The following is a 16,729-nucleotide window of genomic DNA, read 5'->3' as shown; positions in this document are numbered from 1 at the left end:
TACTTTGAACTTTAACTTTATTAGATACTAAGTGGATAATGGGAACAAATAGTGAATTTATTGATTTTATTGAAAAAGATATGTATAAGTTTTTTGGTTTAAATACTGTTATTATGTTGCTCGGATTGTTTGTTTATTGATTTGGTAGTGCGATATTTATTGCTTTTCAAGTTGAAAAATTAGTTTGACTTATTGTTAAGAAAATTAAGGAAAAAAGAACTTTGAAAAATGAAACTAAACAAACTCATTAATTCTTTAAAAAAATATTGATGGAGAATTTTGCCTTACATTTTTATGATTACTATCTTTTTCATTCCATTTTTAAAATTGGAAATTAATGATTTGAAATTATTATATGAAAAATTTGAAGCATTAATTTCACTTATGATACTAGGGTATTTAGATATATGCATTACAATAGCAGTAGTTATAAACTGTAGCATTGAGTGACTTATTAAAAAAATCAAAATTAAAAGAACAAAAAACCAAACTTTAAATAGAAAGGAAATTGAAAAATAATGGCAATATTTAGTCTAATATGTTTTATCTTATTAACCTTATTACTCGCTTTTGCTGTTGCTTGGGGGTTGTGGCGTTGAATGAACGATGTTAAAAAGTATGGTAAACAAGCAAAAGAAATTAAAGGGGATTTTAGTAAAAAAGAAAAACGCTTCATTGTTAAATTATCTTATTTAACTGAAAAAAATGATAAACAAAATCAAGAAATCCAAACGAAAGGATAAAGCAATGTTAAAAGATGTAATTATTAAGTTAATTGAATTAATTTATCCAACTGCTGATTTACCGCCCCAAGTAGTATTTTTGTTCTCAATTCTTGTAATCATTGTGTTATTTGCCAGTTTCATTGCGATTCTCTTTCTTCCGATTAAGTGTTTATTTCAATGTTTCTAGTTGTTTGAAAAGATTTAAATTGAGAACAAATTAAACAAACTTTCTGAGATTTGTTTATCCAAATTACAACTATTCCAGCTCATATTACTGGTGGTAAAGAAATTAATTTAACTGAAGAACCACTTTGACTTTTAACAACCAACATCGCTTTTTGATTACTAACAACAGTTATTATCTTATTTATGTTGATTTTATTTTATAAAGTTAAATCTTATTTTTGTTAATAAATATAGGATAAATATTTTGAAAAGAAAGGGGGTGATTATATGTTTACAACTTTCTTAGCTGATGCACCAGTAGCAATTACCGGAAAACAAGCCATTAGTAATTTGTGAGATAGTATGGTAGGACTTTTTGGAAAAATCTGAAGCGACATTATCAGTGGGCAAATGCCATTAGTAGTAGATTTCTTTGCTACTTATTGAATTTTTTTATTTCCGGCAATTGTTGGATTATTCTTATTTGCTTTTGGAATGTTTGAAAAACTACTATTAAGAGTTCGTTAATAGTAATTAAAAAAATAAAGGAGTGCGATAATGCTTAAATTTCTAAAAAATATCTGTGAAAAAATCAATGACTTTGTTAGCTTAAATCGCACTTTCTTTATTATTTCTTGATATTATTATGCTTTTCTTGTTGTTATTAATCCACAATATTGAGTTTCATTTTTTCATATCATCGGTATTATCTTAAATTGTTTAATTTTAATTACTAAATTTATGCAATGAGTTAATCGTAAATCTTTTATTAATTTTTTATTCAAATCACCATTAAATATTGTGATTGGTTCATTGGGAACTGGAAAAACTGCTTTATTAGTTTTTGCTTCAAAACTTTTAGGTAGGAAAAAATGAAAGACGGCTTCAACATTTCCAATTTTAGATCAACAAATGTTATCTTTGGGGCATATGTCGTTATTGGATAATGAATATCCAATATTAGAAGAAAAACATTTATTGTTATGAGACGAAACCAATTTATTTTTAGAAGGAACCGATTATAAAGAAAATGATAAATCAACCCAAGGTTTACAAGAATATTTTGCTCTTGTTAGACATTTTGGTCATATTGTTCTAGCCAGTGGCCAACGCCCTGAACATATTTGGGTTAAAGTTAGAGATATTGCTAATTCGGTTATTGTTGGTATTACTAAGAAATCAGTTAATTTTTTTCGCCCCTACCTAAAGGTTGTCTATGGCACTTTTAAATCTGTAGAAGAATACGAACGCTGACGCACGAGTTTAATTGATGCTAAAAATAATAAAAAAGGTCGTAAAACTAAATATCGTAATATTCCGGAATTAGATATCTACTTTTTTAAATTAAAAATTCCAATGTCTGTTTTAGAGTGTTACGACAATAAGTATTTATCTTTTTTACGCCCCGTTGCTAATCGCATTGTTGTTGACACTTATGAAGATAAGTTTTATGAAACTACTGAAGTTGATTTAGAAATATTAAAATACCTTAAAATGGAAAAATTTAGTCTATTATGGAATTACTAAAAAGTAATTTGAAAGATAGGAATTAACTATCATATTATTTTAATCTAAGAAAGGATACTTAATTATGGCAAATCTAGAAAAAATGGCATCATTTTTTGCAGATATTATTTATAAAGTTTTTGATTTAATTTGAAGTATGACTATTCCCGGCACCGGAATTCGGATTATCCTTATTCCTTTAATCTCTTTAATTGTTAACTTTGTCTTTGTTGCTATTTTAGGTATTGGAATGCAAGCCAAAGAAAGTTATAAAAAGACAAGAGTTAACAAATCTGTTAAAGAGTGAGGTAAAAAATAATGTTTAAACTAGTTATAATTTTTCTTTTAATTACCGTTTTTTCTATTTTTGCTTTTGATAAATTTCTTGGTTTATGGCGTTTTATAAATGAAGGGTTGGAATATTTTAATAAAGTTATTGTGGCTAACAGTGAATTTCTACAATTATTTAAACCAATGATTAGATTATTTTCGCAACACCCAATTTTTATTATCATTGGAACAATTGGCATTTTATCAACAATATACTTTATTTTAAGAAGTTAAACGCAGAAAAAAGGACAAATAAATATGTATAGATTTATGTCGTGGTTATTAGTTATTGCTTTTATTGGTTTAGTCCCTCTAGGCGCTTTCTTTGACGCAAAACAACCACCAAAACCTAATATGGAACAATCTTTTATAAAGCGAGAAAAACGAGCCACCAATCCTGCTCAATGTGGAGATAGTTGTGATTTGGAATTTGGTAAAATTTTGAATAGTAATTTTACGAGTTCTACTAGCAATGATTGAGGCGGATGATTAAATATTAGTTCTATTAAAAATGAATTACCTTTTGATGTTTCTAATTCTGCGGAACCTTTAACTTCTTATAAACCGATTGATGGTTTTAAAGACATTCGCATTTTTTATGAGCGTAATGGTAAAAGTGAAAGTAATAAATATACTATTGATAAAATTGTTAATGTTAAAATTACATTTTCTAAAAATAAAGATTTAGGTTTTAGTCAATATTTAATAACTTCCTTCTCAGCTGAAATGCCTCCTTTACCTGAAAAAGATAACGAACAACCATTACCAACTGAAATAACTAAAAATGATGGTGAATATCAGTATAACCAGTTTCAAGATAAATTAGATTATTTAATGGTACAACGGCGAGATTTTGATAAATTTAATTACTCTTATCTATATTGAGTCCCAATTTTTAATTTCTTTGATGATAATTTTAAATATATGAGTGAAATGTCAATTGAATTAAATGGTTTTAAACAAAATAGTAAATTTACCTTAACTCGTAGTTTTGAACCTGAAAACTCGTTATATTTTTTTGATAACTTAGAATTTTCTAGTTTTAGTGATGTTTTTAGAATTGAAATTTCTTTAGGAATGGTTACTTTTTATTTGAATGATAAACAATTAATTAAGTTTATTTGACATGATGGTTGAAATGAAGATTTTATTAATGTTTTTTTTGGACAAATTAATTATTATGGTAATACTTTTCATTTTTTACGCTATGATGACAAATTAAAGACTGATTTTAAAGATTTTATGTTTTTTTATTTAAAGGATTTATCGAATCAGTATTATTTTAATTTATTTGATAAAATTTATAAAGTTTTAGGTGGTTTTTTTACACAATTCTTTTATGCGAGTTTTGATATGGATGCTTCTACTTATGTAGAATTAGATTATAAAGGAATGCAACAAATTCCTAAAAATGTTTTACAAATGGGCTTTTTCTATCGTTCCTTAATTACTTTTTATCCCAAACAGTATTTAATTAATTTTGGTTCGACACTAGAAAATAGTAAGAATATGATTTTTCGTTCTTATTTCTTTGTTAAAGATAAACAAATTGCCAATGGTTTTAATACTGGTAAAAGTTCTTATCAAATAGATTTTAATGTGTTAAAAGCATATGATAACCAATTATGAAATGCTACTAGTAATAAACTGCATTTTTACAATGCCAAAGTCGATGTCATGTATGGAATTAATATTTTTACACTGACTTTTCCGCTATATAAAAAGAAAAATGAAAGTACTAAATATCATTATTCTTTATACGATTTTAACATTTTGAATTCAACAGCTTTTATTGGTGGTGGCATAAGTGGTAATATGGATGACTTAATTCCTACACCCAACTGTTCTTATTGAGGTTTATTTAGTGCCATATCTTGTGGTATTCAACACGCTTCTGTTAGTGTGTTAAATTGATTACTTGGTCTTTCTGGGATTAATTTTTTAATTCGCCCCATTGCAGACATTGCCAAAACAACAATTAATTTTACCAAAACCGCCTTCCCAGTATTTGAAGTAGTTCCGGCATTTAAATATCTTTTTGAGTTTTTAATTCCCCTAGCAATTTTACTAATAATAATTAAAAAGTTCTCTTAAGTGTTTCCAATATTTTTATATAAAATATAATTCCTTTTTAATTTTGTCGAAAACTCTTGATAAAATAAAAAAAATCATCAACTTGATAATTTTAAAAGGCTTTTATGTAAAATTACTATTTTTACTTTAACTTTTTTATACATTAAAATATAATACCGCTGTTTGTTGGTTTGGAGTTAAACCCTTATGTTGGTATTTTCATTTTCAGAGATTTAAATAATTTTGAATATTAGTAAAACCTAAACCATGATAATGAATTAAGGCTTCTTTAAGACTAGATTGTAATTTACTGATTTTATTTAAGTTACGATAACTAGCTTCAGGATTAATTGTTGTTTTAGTTACACATAAAGTAGAATTTGTTTGTTTTGCTACTAAAAAATATAATTTTTGCATATCAGAAGTAATAATTGAATTTTCGTTAATTAATTCTTTGTTCATATTTTCAATAACTCATTGTTTTTGTAAACGTTTGGTGTTTGTGGATTTAACATAAATATTGTTATTATTATCAATTGCCATTTGAATACAGCATTTAGTATTAGTTGCGAATGGGTCAAGGTGAATTCTTCGTGGATCAGTTTTATATTTGAAATTTCCTTTATGGATTTCTTTAATAAATGTTTCATCGATTTGGATTTTACCAGATAATTTTTTAAATTTTAATTGGGTATTTTCTAATTGTTTTGATTTCATTAATTTTTGACGATTATATCAAGCAGTTTTTAATGTAGTTTTAATAAAACGAGAAATTGTTTTACTAGATTGCCCCAGCAATGAAATTTGAATCAATAAATTTCATTGTTCATAATTTAAATGACTTCAATAAATAAAATGATTACGAAAAGCGTCAAAACTTGCACGGCAATTTTTACATAAATATTTTTGTTTTCCTTCTGAATTATGTCCATTTTTAACGCAATGGTAAGATTCACATTTAGGGCATTTAATACCTTGCGCTCTAAATTTTTGATCAATTTCATTTAAACGTTTTTGTTTTTTTATTAATTCTGCTTGTTGTTTGACTTTTTCATAAAATTCTAAAAATTGATCATCTGTTAAAGTATTTACTAGTTCTTGAATTATTTTTTCCATAATTATTATCCACCTCTATCATATTAAAATATACCTAAAATTAAGTATATTCAATAAATATCAAGAGTTTTCGACAAAATTAAAATAATTCCTTTGAAAGGAGGATTTTTCTTTATGCGAAAATTTTTATCAGCTTTAAATTTAGTATGTATAATGTTTATTTCTGGGTGTAATAGAGGTAACAATACTCTAATTACTGATAATGCAAAAAAATATGAATTAAACTTTATTGAAATTTTGAATAGTAATTTTACGAGTTCTACTAGCAATGATTGAGGCGGATGATTAAATATTAGTTCTATTAAAAATGAATTACCTTTTGATGTTTCTAATTCTGCGGAACCTTTAACTTCTTATAAACCGATTGATGGTTTTAAAGACATTCGCATTTTTTATGAGCGTAATGGTAAAAGTGAAAGTAATAAATATACTATTGATAAAATTGTTAATGTTAAAATTACATTTTCTAAAAATAAAGATTTAGGTTTTAGTCAATATTTAATAACTTCATTCTTTGCTGAAATACCTAATAAAAATTAGTAATTTAATAAATATTATTGAAAATCGTATTTTTGTAATACGGTTTTCTTACTTTAAGGAGTTTTAAAAATGAAATATGTTATTTGCCAGGCTGATTTAGCCGATTTAAAAGCAAAAGTCCAAAGTTGATTAAGAACAATTTATAATCACAAACATTATCACAAAACTAAAAAACGAGTTACTAGTTATTTAAATTTATGTAATCAATTTTATTTAGAACCAATAACTTTAAATAAATTAGTAAAAAAGCATTTTCACAGTACACGAAATACATTTTATCAGTGAGCTAATAAAATTCTTACTGCTTATCAAAATGATGATTTTAATAGTTTAATTTTCAAATATAAAAAACCTAACAAAATTAGTTATTAATATGATTTAAATTCTCGTGAAAAAATATGCGATTTATATTTTGATTATAGAAATATTCAAGCTGGTGGAATGTGGTCTTTATTTAACAATTTAAAAATGGGTTTTCACGATATTAAAAAATTAGAAATTCCGAAAAATATTAAAACTTTTTATCGCTGAATTAAATCTGACTCTCGTTGAAAAGAATTAAAACAACAAATCAAACAAACAAAACGCCATTTTAAGCGTTATGAAGTTTCCGAGATTGGTCTTTTACAAATGGATGCCAAAATAATTACCACATCAAATTTTCCGGTTGATAAAAAGTATTAGACTTCTTGCAAAATTAATTTAAAATATAATTGAATTGTTGTTTTTAATAAAAAGGTGGAATTTAAATGAAATTTAAAAAAAATAATCAAATAAGTGATAAAAATTTTTTAAGATTAACTGGTATTAAACATACTACTTTTAATAAAATGCTAGAAATTTTAAAAATAGAAGAATTAAAAAAGAGATTTCGTCGCGGAAGAACCAATAAATTATCATTAGAAAATCGTATTTTAATGACTTTAGAATATTGAAGAGAATATAGAACTTATTTTCATATTGCAAAAAGTTATGATATTAGTGAAAGTAGTTGTTATAGAAATATCAAATGAATTGAAGACACTTTAATAAAACACCCTAATTTTCAACAACTTACTGGTCAAAAATCACTATTAAAAGATTATTTCAAAGATAAGACTGTTATAATTGATGTAACTGAAAGCCAAATCCAACGCCCAAAAAAAGACAAAAACAGCACTACTCAGGAAAAAAGAAAAAACACACAATAAAAACACAAGTTATAATTGAAAAAGATAGTAAAAAAATTATTAGTTCTGATTTTTCTTATGGTAAAAACCATGACTTTAAAATTTTAAAAGATTCAAAAATTAAATTTTTACCAGAAACAACTGTTTTAGTGGATTTAGGTTATCAAGGCATACAAAAAATTAATCATAATGTTTTAATTCCTAAAAGAAAATCAAAGAAAAACCCTTTAAATAAAGAAGAAAAGCAAAATAATGAGCGAATTTCAAAAATGAGAATTGTTATTGAAAATGTTTTTGCTATACTTAAAAAATTTAAAATTATTAGTGAAAAATATCGAAATCGTAGAAAAAGATTTGCTTTAAGATTTAATTTAATAGCTTCAATTTATAATTTACAACTATTAGTTTAAATATATTTGATAATTTAAAATTTCAGTCTTTTTTTATTGTAAATAATAATTTTTATTATGTTTTAATGACAAAATATTTGTAAAAATAATCTAAAAATTATTTTAATAACACTTTTATATTTATTTTAAATTTAAAAATTATAATTATCATATTAATTTTGCAAGAAGTCTATTATATTTATGATTTCATTGACGAAATAACACGGATAGTATTTGGTTATGTTTATGATAGTTTAGGAACCAATAACGCGATTAACGCTGTGCAAAGAGCAATGAAAGATTTTAGTGAACTTGGCATAACCATTAAACGCCTTCGCACTGATAATGCTCCAGAATTTACTACTACTAATTGAAGTAATAAAAAAGCATACAAAGTAAAAGAAAGACCTTTTACGGCCCCTTTCTTTCAAGGAATGGGGTTATCCATGAAACCACTCCAATTCGTTCGCCACAAAGTAACGGTAAAATTGAGCGGTTTCATCAACATTATACTAAATTATTTTATGTTAAGGATAAAAAACTAAATCAAAACGAACTACAACATTTCTTAAATCAATATTATTACTATTACAACTTCCAACGCTGTCATTCAGCATTACAAAATAAATCACCATTTCAAAAATTACAAGAATTAATAAATTAATTTCTCCTTTTTTAATATTTTTCTTGATTGTGCAAAACATCTGTGGTATATTACACGGATGTTCTAAAAATGTAGAAACCATATACATATGACAAGATTTTGGTTTCTACAAACTTGCTTTTAATTAATAAATAAATACGAGCTCATTTATTTATTACAAGAAATATAAGGTTAAATTAATATTTATTATTTTTAGTTATGCCTTGTATTTTTTTGTGCCTTGTTGTTGATAAACTAAGTTTTTTAGTAAACGAAGTTTACTAACAAGTTATGTTAATTTAGTTTAAAGAAAGAGTTTAAAGAGAAATATATTGAACTAAGTTAAAAGACTAAGTTAAATATAACTAAGTTAATATAACTAAATATTGTAAGGGTGGTATGTATATGAGAAATATTGAAAATATTTTTTTAAATACTGAAAAATATCTTTTGAAAGAAACGCAAAATGCAGTACTTATTAAAGCACCAGCAATTCCCTGATTGTATGAATCTACTGGTATTTGGTTTTCAAAACGATTTGTTTATAAAGGAAAATATGAGAATTCTATTTGTATCGGAATAATTAAAGATGGTGAGTATCAGTTGGTTTTAGTTAATAATAAGAAAGGTCAAGAATCTAGTTTGATTTTAGGTCATGAGTTGTTAGGTTTTTTTGTTGCGGAGAAAGAGATTGCTAAAAAGGATGTAAGTTTTAATTATTTTAAAAATTCATTTTAAAGGTGTTTTAAGGCATTTTAAGAATAGAGGTAAAGAAATAATAAAAATAAATATAGTTTAAAAAAATTTAGGTTGGTTTTTAAGGTGTTTAAACGGTGCGGAAAGCGTATGCTCCGCCCGTTAATTATCAATGTTAGTTTGAGTTATTTAACTAAGTTATTGCATTTTTTGATTTAATGTAGTAAAAAAATTAATTTTGGAGTTTTAGAAATGAAAATGTGAGTTAGTGTGGATGAGCCTGGCAAAGATTATTGTCAAGAGTTTATATATTCTATTAATAAAAAAACCGGATTAGAACAAAAAATTTGAGCGTCTAAATCTGCAGTTGATTCTGTTAGAACTGATTTAGTTGGTGATAATTGACTTTGTTTTGATTTTGTTGAACATAATTGTTTAAAAAAATAAATTAATTAGAAAATTAAGGAGAAAAGAAAGATGAGTATATTTGGATTAGTGTTTTTTACGATTTTAACATTATTACTAGCATATTATATTGCTGTTAATATTTATCGGTTTTTTAAAGATAAAAAGAAATATGGTAGTGAAGCAAAACAGCTACCAAAAGATTTTACTTATTCACAGCGAATATTCATTGCAAAGTTTAAGCGAAATTTATTAGAACAAGATGAAAAAGAAATTAAAAAGTAGGTTTAGAAAATGTTTAAAAAAATAATTATTGAGTTAATTGAATTAATTTATCCAACTGCCGATTTACCACCCCAAGTTGTATTTTTGTTTTCAATTTTAATAATTGTAATGTTGTTTTCAGCCATTATTTTTCTACTCTTTTGACCTTTTAAGCGGTAATTATTATGTTTTTAGTTGCTTGAAAAGATTTAGATTGAGAAATGACAAAATTGTATTTTTGAGATTTATTTATCCAAATTACAACTATTCCGGCGTGAGTTTCTGGTAAAGAAATTGATTTAACCAAAGAACTACTTTGACTTTTAATGGCAAATATTGCGTTTTGAATGGTATTAGTATTCATCGTCTTATTTATGGTTATTTTATTTTATAAGGTTAAATCATATTTTGTTTAGAAAGGGGGTGATTATATGATTGGAACTTTCTTAACAGAAGCACCAGCAAAAATTACTGGCGAACAAGCGGTTACTAACTTATGAAAAGCATTAATTACAGCGTTCGGTAATATTTGAACTGATATTATTGGTGATAATATGCCAAATGTCGTTAATTTTTTTGCTACATATTGAGTTTTCTTGCTTGGTGTAATTATTGGTTTATTTTTAATTGCTTTCAAAATGTTTGAAAAATTAATGCCCGGCAGATAATAATAAAAATAAGGAGAGTGTGATTTACGGATGTTATTGTTTAAGAAAATAAATTTAAGATTATATGATTTTGTCGCTTTAAATCGCACTTTATTTATTATTGCGTGATTTTATGGTGCGATTTTGCATTATTATAATCCCCAAAGTTGACGAATGTTATTTGATATTATTTATTTATTAGACTTCTTGCAAAATTAATTTAAAATATAATTGAATTGTTGTTTTTAATAAAAAGGTGGAATTTAAATGAAATTTAAAAAAAATAATCAAATAAGTGATAAAAATTTTTTAAGATTAACTGGTATTAAACATACTACTTTTAATAAAATGCTAGAAATTTTAAAAATAGAAGAATTAAAAAAGAGATTTCGTCGCGGAAGAACCAATAAATTATCATTAGAAAATCGTATTTTAATGACTTTAGAATATTGAAGAGAATATAGAACTTATTTTCATATTGCAAAAAGTTATGATATTAGTGAAAGTAGTTGTTATAGAAATATCAAATGAATTGAAGACACTTTAATAAAACACCCTAATTTTCAACAACTTACTGGTCAAAAATCACTATTAAAAGATTATTTCAAAGATAAGACTGTTATAATTGATGTAACTGAAAGCCAAATCCAACGCCCAAAAAAAGACAAAAACAGCACTACTCAGGAAAAAAGAAAAAACACACAATAAAAACACAAGTTATAATTGAAAAAGATAGTAAAAAAATTATTAGTTCTGATTTTTCTTATGGTAAAAACCATGACTTTAAAATTTTAAAAGATTCAAAAATTAAATTTTTACCAGAAACAACTGTTTTAGTGGATTTAGGTTATCAAGGCATACAAAAAATTAATCATAATGTTTTAATTCCTAAAAGAAAATCAAAGAAAAACCCTTTAAATAAAGAAGAAAAGCAAAATAATGAGCGAATTTCAAAAATGAGAATTGTTATTGAAAATGTTTTTGCTATACTTAAAAAATTTAAAATTATTAGTGAAAAATATCGAAATCGTAGAAAAAGATTTGCTTTAAGATTTAATTTAATAGCTTCAATTTATAATTTACAACTATTAGTTTAAATATATTTGATAATTTAAAATTTCAGTCTTTTTTTATTGTAAATAATAATTTTTATTATGTTTTAATGACAAAATATTTGTAAAAATAATCTAAAAATTATTTTAATAACACTTTTATATTTATTTTAAATTTAAAAATTATAATTATCATATTAATTTTGCAAGAAGTCTAATATATAAAAAAGTTAAAGTAAAAATAGTAATTTTACATAAAAGCCTTTTAAAATTATCAAGTTGATGATTTTTTTTTATTTTATCAAGAGTTTTCGACAACATTAAAATAATTTTTTACAACAAAAATCATACATAAGAAATATATACTTAATTTGCATATTGAAATAATTTATAGTAAATGATTATTTTTTCTTTTTTAAAAAATACCTAAGAAAACTAAACGCGACCCAATTATAATTTTTATTGTGTAAAAATTCAATAATATGATAAAATGGTAACGAGTAAAAATGACAATAACAAGAAAGGTAGGGTTAGTTTAGTAATTAAATAATATAATTAGCTGATTGTTTTACTTCTTCAAAGCAATACCTAAGAAAACTAAACGCGACCTCAATGATTAAATCATTTGCATTTTATAGCAAAAAAAATTATAATTATAGGGTCTAGCTATAAAATATTCATATGTAAAAAATATAGGAAAATGGAGTTGAAAATTAAATGGCATTACTTATGATAATAAGGGATGGAGAAGATATTGATCAAGCTTTACGCAGATTTAAAAAAGTTGCTTCTCCAATTAAAAGAGAATTAGAAAAGCGTAAACACTTCCGTACTTCCAGAGAAAAACGTTTACTTAAACAAGCACAAAATCGTAAATTTTCTCGTTAAATTTTCTCGTTAAATTTTCTCGTTATAATTATTAACGAGATTTTTTTATGTTTTACAAGGAAAAAATTAGATAAGTAAAAGTAGTAATGGGGATTAAATGTTGTATCCATTAATATGACAAGAGCAAAAAAAATGATTGTGCTGTTGCTTGTTTAGCAATGTTAATTAAGTATTATCACAAGCAATGAATTTCACATTAGAAACTTTAAAACAAGAAGCATCATTTCAATGAGAATATTGAAGTATTAAAACATTGAAAACGGTAGCCTATTCACAGGGAGGTTGTAAGGTAACACAGACATTTTAGACCAGTAAAAATACTCCTCTTAACAATAATTTTTTAAAGGAGGTAGGTATTTTAATTAATAAAATTAAACTAACTTTATTAATTTATTAACTTGTTCGAACAAAAACTAAATTCTATTTAAAAAGTTGTGTTGTAAATATGAGAACACTTTTTAGGTGTGCCAAAAAATGCTTTTTGGTAATTTCGAGCATTTCTCGCACCTAGTTAGCTAACTAGGAAATTGCATATAAGGAAGGATATATATTAGACTTCTTGCAAAATTAATTTAAAATATAATTGAATTGTTGTTTTTAATAAAAAGGTGGAATTTAAATGAAATTTAAAAAAAATAATCAAATAAGTGATAAAAATTTTTTAAGATTAACTGGTATTAAACATACTACTTTTAATAAAATGCTAGAAATTTTAAAAATAGAAGAATTAAAAAAGAGATTTCGTCGCGGAAGAACCAATAAATTATCATTAGAAAATCGTATTTTAATGACTTTAGAATATTGAAGAGAATATAGAACTTATTTTCATATTGCAAAAAGTTATGATATTAGTGAAAGTAGTTGTTATAGAAATATCAAATGAATTGAAGACACTTTAATAAAACACCCTAATTTTCAACAACTTACTGGTCAAAAATCACTATTAAAAGATTATTTCAAAGATAAGACTGTTATAATTGATGTAACTGAAAGCCAAATCCAACGCCCAAAAAAAGACAAAAACAGCACTACTCAGGAAAAAAGAAAAAACACACAATAAAAACACAAGTTATAATTGAAAAAGATAGTAAAAAAATTATTAGTTCTGATTTTTCTTATGGTAAAAACCATGACTTTAAAATTTTAAAAGATTCAAAAATTAAATTTTTACCAGAAACAACTGTTTTAGTGGATTTAGGTTATCAAGGCATACAAAAAATTAATCATAATGTTTTAATTCCTAAAAGAAAATCAAAGAAAAACCCTTTAAATAAAGAAGAAAAGCAAAATAATGAGCGAATTTCAAAAATGAGAATTGTTATTGAAAATGTTTTTGCTATACTTAAAAAATTTAAAATTATTAGTGAAAAATATCGAAATCGTAGAAAAAGATTTGCTTTAAGATTTAATTTAATAGCTTCAATTTATAATTTACAACTATTAGTTTAAATATATTTGATAATTTAAAATTTCAGTCTTTTTTTATTGTAAATAATAATTTTTATTATGTTTTAATGACAAAATATTTGTAAAAATAATCTAAAAATTATTTTAATAACACTTTTATATTTATTTTAAATTTAAAAATTATAATTATCATATTAATTTTGCAAGAAGTCTATTCTTTTTTTAAAAAAACCAAAAAATTGTTTTAATTTTGTCGAAAACTCTTGATATTTATTGAATATACTTAATTTTAGGTATATTTTTAATATGATAGAGGTGGATAATAATTATGGAAAAAATAATTCAAGAACTAGTAAATACTTTAACAGATGATCAATTTTTAGAATTTTATGAAAAAGTCAAACAACAAGCAGAATTAATAAAAAAACAAAAACAGTTAAATGAAATTGATCAAAAATTTAGAGCGCAAGGTATTAAATGCCCTAAATGTGAATCTTACCATTGCGTTAAAAATGGACATAATTCAGAAGGAAAACAAAAATATTTATGTAAAAATTGCCGTGCAAGTTTTGACGCTTTTCGTAATCATTTTATTTATTGAAGTCATTTAAATTATGAACAATGAAATTTATTGATTCAAATTTCATTGCTGGGGCAATCTAGTAAAACAATTTCTCGTTTTATTAAAACTACATTAAAAACTGCTTGATATAATCGTCAAAAATTAATGAAATCAAAACAATTAGAAAATACCCAATTAAAATTTAAAAAATTATCTGGTAAAATCCAAATCGATGAAACATTTATTAAAGAAATCCATAAAGGAAATTTCAAATATAAAACTGATCCACGAAGAATTCACCTTGACCCATTCGCAACTAATACTAAATGCTGTATTCAAATGGCAATTGATAATAATAACAATATTTATGTTAAATCCACAAACACCAAACGTTTACAAAAACAATGAGTTATTGAAAATATGAACAAAGAATTAATTAACGAAAATTCAATTATTACTTCCGATATGCAAAAATTATATTTTTTAGTAGCAAAACAAACAAATTCTACTTTATGTGTAACTAAAACAACAATTAATCCTGAAGCTAGTTATCGTAACTTAAATAAAATCAGTAAATTACAATCTAGTCGTAAAGAAGCCTTAATTCATTATCATGGTTTAGGTTTTACTAATATTCAAAATTATTTAAATCTCTGAAAATGAAAATACCAACATAAGAGTTTAACTCCAAACCAACAAACAGCGGTATTATATTTTAATGTATAAAAAAGTTAAAGTAAAAATAGTAATTTTAGGGACTGTACAATTAACTGTGTCTCTAAATAATTAACTTAAATTCACTCTGTCTTCAAATTTTATCATTAAATGTGAAATTGCACTACCCCAATTTTGAATTGGCATCGTTCATTTCTTAACCATATTTTGAAATGCTAAATAAAATATTTTAAAAACTGATGCGTCATTAGGAAAAATCTTTTTATTCTTAATGACTTTTCTTAATTGACTATTAACAGATTCAATCGCATTAGTTGTGTAAATAATTCTTCTAAATTCCTGAGGATATTCAAGAAAAATTATTAAATTATTTCAGTTATTTTTTCATGATTTAGTAATTTGTGGATACTTTTTATTTCATTTTTCTGAAAAATGATCTAAAGCAATTAACGCTATTTCTTCATTAATTGCTATATAAATTGATTTTAAATCATTAGCTACAAGTTTGCGATCTTTGTAAGGAACAAATTTTAAATTATTGCGAATTTGATGAACAATGCATAATTGATGCTGTGTTTTTGGGAAAACAGCTTCTATTGCATCAGACATCCCAGTTAAATTATCACTACAAGCAACAAGAATATCTTGTAACCCACGATTTTTCATTTCCGTAAGATTATTAAGTCAAAATTTGGCTCCCTCATTCTCGCTAATTCACATTCCTAAAATATCTTTTAAACCATCTAAATTAATTCCTAAGGCAAGATAAACTGCTTTATTTATTATTCGTTTATCTTGCTTTACTTTAACAACAATACAATCAAAATAAACAATCGGATAAATCTTCTCTAAAGGTTTAGTTTGTCACATTTTAACTTCTTCAATAACATCATCAGTTATTTGACTAATTAAACTTTCTGAAATTTCTGCTCCGTGATAGAATTCTTGCAATTGTGCTTTGATATCAGAAATTGTCATTCCTCTTGCATATAAAGAAATTACTTTTTGATCAAAGTTATCAAATCTTCTTTGTCTTTTCGGAATAATTACTGGTTCAAAAGTACTATTTCGATCTCTTGGTACATCAATTGCGATTGAACCATTTTTAGTAATAATGGTTTTTTGTGTGTTGCCATTTCTTTTATTATGATTCTCATCAGTTTCAAGATAATCTTTAATTTCCGTATTTAACATTCGTTCAGTTAATTTTTTGGTAAATTCCTGAAAAATAGTATTGCCTTTAAATAAATCTTGTGGATTATCAATATTTTCTAAAAAATAATCAACAACTTTATCAATTGCGTCAGGTTCTTTTTTTATTTTTTTTGTCATTTTCTGTTCTCCTTCTTTTAAGTATAATTCAGAATGAATTATCGAGACACAGAATTTTGGACAGGCTCTAATTTTACATAAAAGCCTTTTAAAATTATCAAGTTGATGATTTTTTTTATTTTATCAAGAGTTTTCGACAAAATTA

General features: G+C 24.5%; 29 protein-coding genes and 1 pseudogene. 28 read left to right on the top strand and 2 right to left on the bottom strand.

What is annotated here, in order from left to right; translation table 4 throughout:
• Window positions 1-38: 38 nt before the first annotated feature.
• The 8 genes from AAHM82_RS10405 to AAHM82_RS10370 all read left to right on the top strand — a co-directional run bounded on the left by AAHM82_RS10405 (window position 39) and on the right by AAHM82_RS10370 (window position 4,820).
• A complete protein-coding gene (locus AAHM82_RS10405) occupies window positions 39-251 on the top strand; it encodes a hypothetical protein (RefSeq protein WP_342263880.1) in 213 nt (70 codons plus the stop codon).
• A gap of 348 nt (window positions 252-599) precedes the next feature.
• A complete protein-coding gene (locus AAHM82_RS10400; protein ID WP_342263879.1) occupies window positions 600-743 on the top strand; it encodes a hypothetical protein in 144 nt (47 codons plus the stop codon).
• A 159-nt stretch (window positions 744-902) separates the two neighbouring features.
• A complete protein-coding gene (locus AAHM82_RS10395; RefSeq protein WP_338966808.1) occupies window positions 903-1,136 on the top strand; it encodes a hypothetical protein in 234 nt (77 codons plus the stop codon).
• 42 nt (window positions 1,137-1,178) lie between these two features.
• Window positions 1,179-1,418 (top strand): hypothetical protein, encoded by a 240-nt coding sequence (locus AAHM82_RS10390; protein WP_338966925.1) that lies wholly within the window; start codon window positions 1,179-1,181, stop codon window positions 1,416-1,418.
• Window positions 1,419-1,448: 30 nt separating this feature from the next.
• Window positions 1,449-2,417 carry a hypothetical protein gene (locus AAHM82_RS10385; RefSeq protein ID WP_342263878.1) on the top strand — a complete coding sequence of 323 codons (969 nt, stop codon included), beginning with the start codon at window positions 1,449-1,451 and terminating at the stop codon, window positions 2,415-2,417.
• 64 nt (window positions 2,418-2,481) lie between these two features.
• Entirely contained in the window at window positions 2,482-2,715 is a 234-nt protein-coding gene (locus AAHM82_RS10380; protein ID WP_342263877.1) for a hypothetical protein, read from the top strand.
• Complete coding sequence (locus tag AAHM82_RS10375) at window positions 2,715-2,960, top strand: hypothetical protein (protein WP_342263876.1); 246 nt, start codon at window positions 2,715-2,717, stop codon at window positions 2,958-2,960. The genes AAHM82_RS10380 and AAHM82_RS10375 overlap by 1 nt, the downstream gene beginning before the upstream one ends.
• 36 nt (window positions 2,961-2,996) lie before the next feature.
• Window positions 2,997-4,820 (top strand): hypothetical protein, encoded by a 1,824-nt coding sequence (locus AAHM82_RS10370; RefSeq protein WP_342263875.1) that lies wholly within the window; start codon window positions 2,997-2,999, stop codon window positions 4,818-4,820.
• A 135-nt stretch (window positions 4,821-4,955) separates the two neighbouring features.
• Here the strand turns inward: AAHM82_RS10370 and AAHM82_RS10365 are convergent, their stop codons facing one another.
• Complete coding sequence (locus tag AAHM82_RS10365; protein ID WP_342263352.1) at window positions 4,956-5,915, bottom strand: IS1/IS1595 family N-terminal zinc-binding domain-containing protein; 960 nt, start codon at window positions 5,913-5,915, stop codon at window positions 4,956-4,958.
• A 114-nt stretch (window positions 5,916-6,029) separates the two neighbouring features.
• Between AAHM82_RS10365 and AAHM82_RS10360 the strand changes: the two genes are divergently transcribed.
• The 20 genes and pseudogenes from AAHM82_RS10360 (at window position 6,030) to AAHM82_RS10290 (ending at window position 15,303) form a co-directional block, all read left to right on the top strand.
• Window positions 6,030-6,455 carry a hypothetical protein gene (locus AAHM82_RS10360; RefSeq protein ID WP_338968428.1) on the top strand — a complete coding sequence of 142 codons (426 nt, stop codon included), beginning with the start codon at window positions 6,030-6,032 and terminating at the stop codon, window positions 6,453-6,455.
• Between the two features lie 69 nt (window positions 6,456-6,524).
• Window positions 6,525-6,827 (top strand): hypothetical protein, encoded by a 303-nt coding sequence (locus tag AAHM82_RS10355; protein ID WP_342263874.1) that lies wholly within the window; start codon window positions 6,525-6,527, stop codon window positions 6,825-6,827.
• Between the two features lie 96 nt (window positions 6,828-6,923).
• The gene (locus AAHM82_RS10350) at window positions 6,924-7,139 is read left to right on the top strand and encodes a hypothetical protein (protein WP_342263873.1); all 216 of its coding nucleotides are present in this window, start codon (window positions 6,924-6,926) and stop codon (window positions 7,137-7,139) included.
• Between the two features lie 65 nt (window positions 7,140-7,204).
• Window positions 7,205-7,645, top strand: a complete 441-nt coding sequence (locus AAHM82_RS14670; protein WP_342263396.1) for a transposase family protein — start codon at window positions 7,205-7,207, stop codon at window positions 7,643-7,645.
• Window positions 7,642-8,034: a transposase family protein gene (locus AAHM82_RS14665; RefSeq protein ID WP_342264845.1), complete on the top strand. Its 393-nt coding sequence runs from the start codon at window positions 7,642-7,644 to the stop codon at window positions 8,032-8,034. Before AAHM82_RS14670 ends, AAHM82_RS14665 begins: the two co-directional genes overlap by 4 nt.
• A 158-nt stretch (window positions 8,035-8,192) precedes the next feature.
• A complete protein-coding gene (locus AAHM82_RS10340; protein WP_342263872.1) occupies window positions 8,193-8,558 on the top strand; it encodes a hypothetical protein in 366 nt (121 codons plus the stop codon).
• Window positions 8,456-8,677: an integrase core domain-containing protein gene (locus tag AAHM82_RS14660; protein WP_375315770.1), complete on the top strand. Its 222-nt coding sequence runs from the start codon at window positions 8,456-8,458 to the stop codon at window positions 8,675-8,677. Before AAHM82_RS10340 ends, AAHM82_RS14660 begins: the two co-directional genes overlap by 103 nt.
• A 384-nt stretch (window positions 8,678-9,061) precedes the next feature.
• A complete protein-coding gene (locus tag AAHM82_RS10335) occupies window positions 9,062-9,394 on the top strand; it encodes a hypothetical protein (protein ID WP_342223612.1) in 333 nt (110 codons plus the stop codon).
• A gap of 210 nt (window positions 9,395-9,604) precedes the next feature.
• On the top strand, window positions 9,605-9,799 hold the full coding sequence (locus AAHM82_RS10330) for a hypothetical protein (protein WP_342263421.1): 195 nt from the start codon (window positions 9,605-9,607) through the stop codon (window positions 9,797-9,799).
• 30 nt (window positions 9,800-9,829) lie between these two features.
• Window positions 9,830-10,042, top strand: coding sequence for a hypothetical protein (locus AAHM82_RS10325; protein ID WP_215825617.1), 213 nt, complete (start codon window positions 9,830-9,832; stop codon window positions 10,040-10,042).
• A gap of 200 nt (window positions 10,043-10,242) precedes the next feature.
• Window positions 10,243-10,437: a hypothetical protein gene (locus tag AAHM82_RS10320; RefSeq protein ID WP_342263871.1), complete on the top strand. Its 195-nt coding sequence runs from the start codon at window positions 10,243-10,245 to the stop codon at window positions 10,435-10,437.
• A gap of 15 nt (window positions 10,438-10,452) precedes the next feature.
• A complete protein-coding gene (locus AAHM82_RS10315; RefSeq protein ID WP_342263870.1) occupies window positions 10,453-10,689 on the top strand; it encodes a hypothetical protein in 237 nt (78 codons plus the stop codon).
• 30 nt (window positions 10,690-10,719) lie between these two features.
• Window positions 10,720-10,887: a hypothetical protein gene (locus tag AAHM82_RS10310; protein WP_342263869.1), complete on the top strand. Its 168-nt coding sequence runs from the start codon at window positions 10,720-10,722 to the stop codon at window positions 10,885-10,887.
• Between the two features lie 48 nt (window positions 10,888-10,935).
• A complete protein-coding gene (locus AAHM82_RS14655) occupies window positions 10,936-11,376 on the top strand; it encodes a transposase family protein (protein WP_342263396.1) in 441 nt (146 codons plus the stop codon).
• Window positions 11,373-11,765 carry a transposase family protein gene (locus AAHM82_RS14650; RefSeq protein ID WP_342264845.1) on the top strand — a complete coding sequence of 131 codons (393 nt, stop codon included), beginning with the start codon at window positions 11,373-11,375 and terminating at the stop codon, window positions 11,763-11,765. Before AAHM82_RS14655 ends, AAHM82_RS14650 begins: the two co-directional genes overlap by 4 nt.
• A gap of 672 nt (window positions 11,766-12,437) precedes the next feature.
• The gene (gene rpsU, locus AAHM82_RS10300; protein WP_342263868.1) at window positions 12,438-12,608 is read left to right on the top strand and encodes a 30S ribosomal protein S21; all 171 of its coding nucleotides are present in this window, start codon (window positions 12,438-12,440) and stop codon (window positions 12,606-12,608) included.
• A 149-nt stretch (window positions 12,609-12,757) separates the two neighbouring features.
• Window positions 12,758-12,808: pseudogene (locus AAHM82_RS14645) on the top strand (hypothetical protein); the annotation flags it as partial.
• A gap of 419 nt (window positions 12,809-13,227) precedes the next feature.
• On the top strand, window positions 13,228-13,668 hold the full coding sequence (locus AAHM82_RS14640; RefSeq protein WP_342263396.1) for a transposase family protein: 441 nt from the start codon (window positions 13,228-13,230) through the stop codon (window positions 13,666-13,668).
• A complete protein-coding gene (locus tag AAHM82_RS14635) occupies window positions 13,665-14,057 on the top strand; it encodes a transposase family protein (RefSeq protein WP_342264845.1) in 393 nt (130 codons plus the stop codon). Before AAHM82_RS14640 ends, AAHM82_RS14635 begins: the two co-directional genes overlap by 4 nt.
• A gap of 286 nt (window positions 14,058-14,343) precedes the next feature.
• The gene (locus tag AAHM82_RS10290; RefSeq protein ID WP_342263867.1) at window positions 14,344-15,303 is read left to right on the top strand and encodes an IS1/IS1595 family N-terminal zinc-binding domain-containing protein; all 960 of its coding nucleotides are present in this window, start codon (window positions 14,344-14,346) and stop codon (window positions 15,301-15,303) included.
• Between the two features lie 60 nt (window positions 15,304-15,363).
• On the opposite strand, the gene AAHM82_RS10285 is transcribed toward AAHM82_RS10290, so the two are convergent.
• Window positions 15,364-16,584, bottom strand: a complete 1,221-nt coding sequence (locus tag AAHM82_RS10285; RefSeq protein ID WP_342263866.1) for an IS256 family transposase — start codon at window positions 16,582-16,584, stop codon at window positions 15,364-15,366.
• Window positions 16,585-16,729: the final 145 nt, after the last annotated feature.

Origin of the sequence: Spiroplasma endosymbiont of Clivina fossor, assembly GCF_964031115.1 — a bacterium.
In the GTDB taxonomy this organism is placed as follows: Bacteria; Bacillota_I; Bacilli_A; order Mycoplasmatales; family Nriv7; genus Nriv7.
The sequence above is the reverse complement of the archived record's forward strand: the minus strand, read 5'-3'. Positions and strand labels throughout refer to the sequence as shown.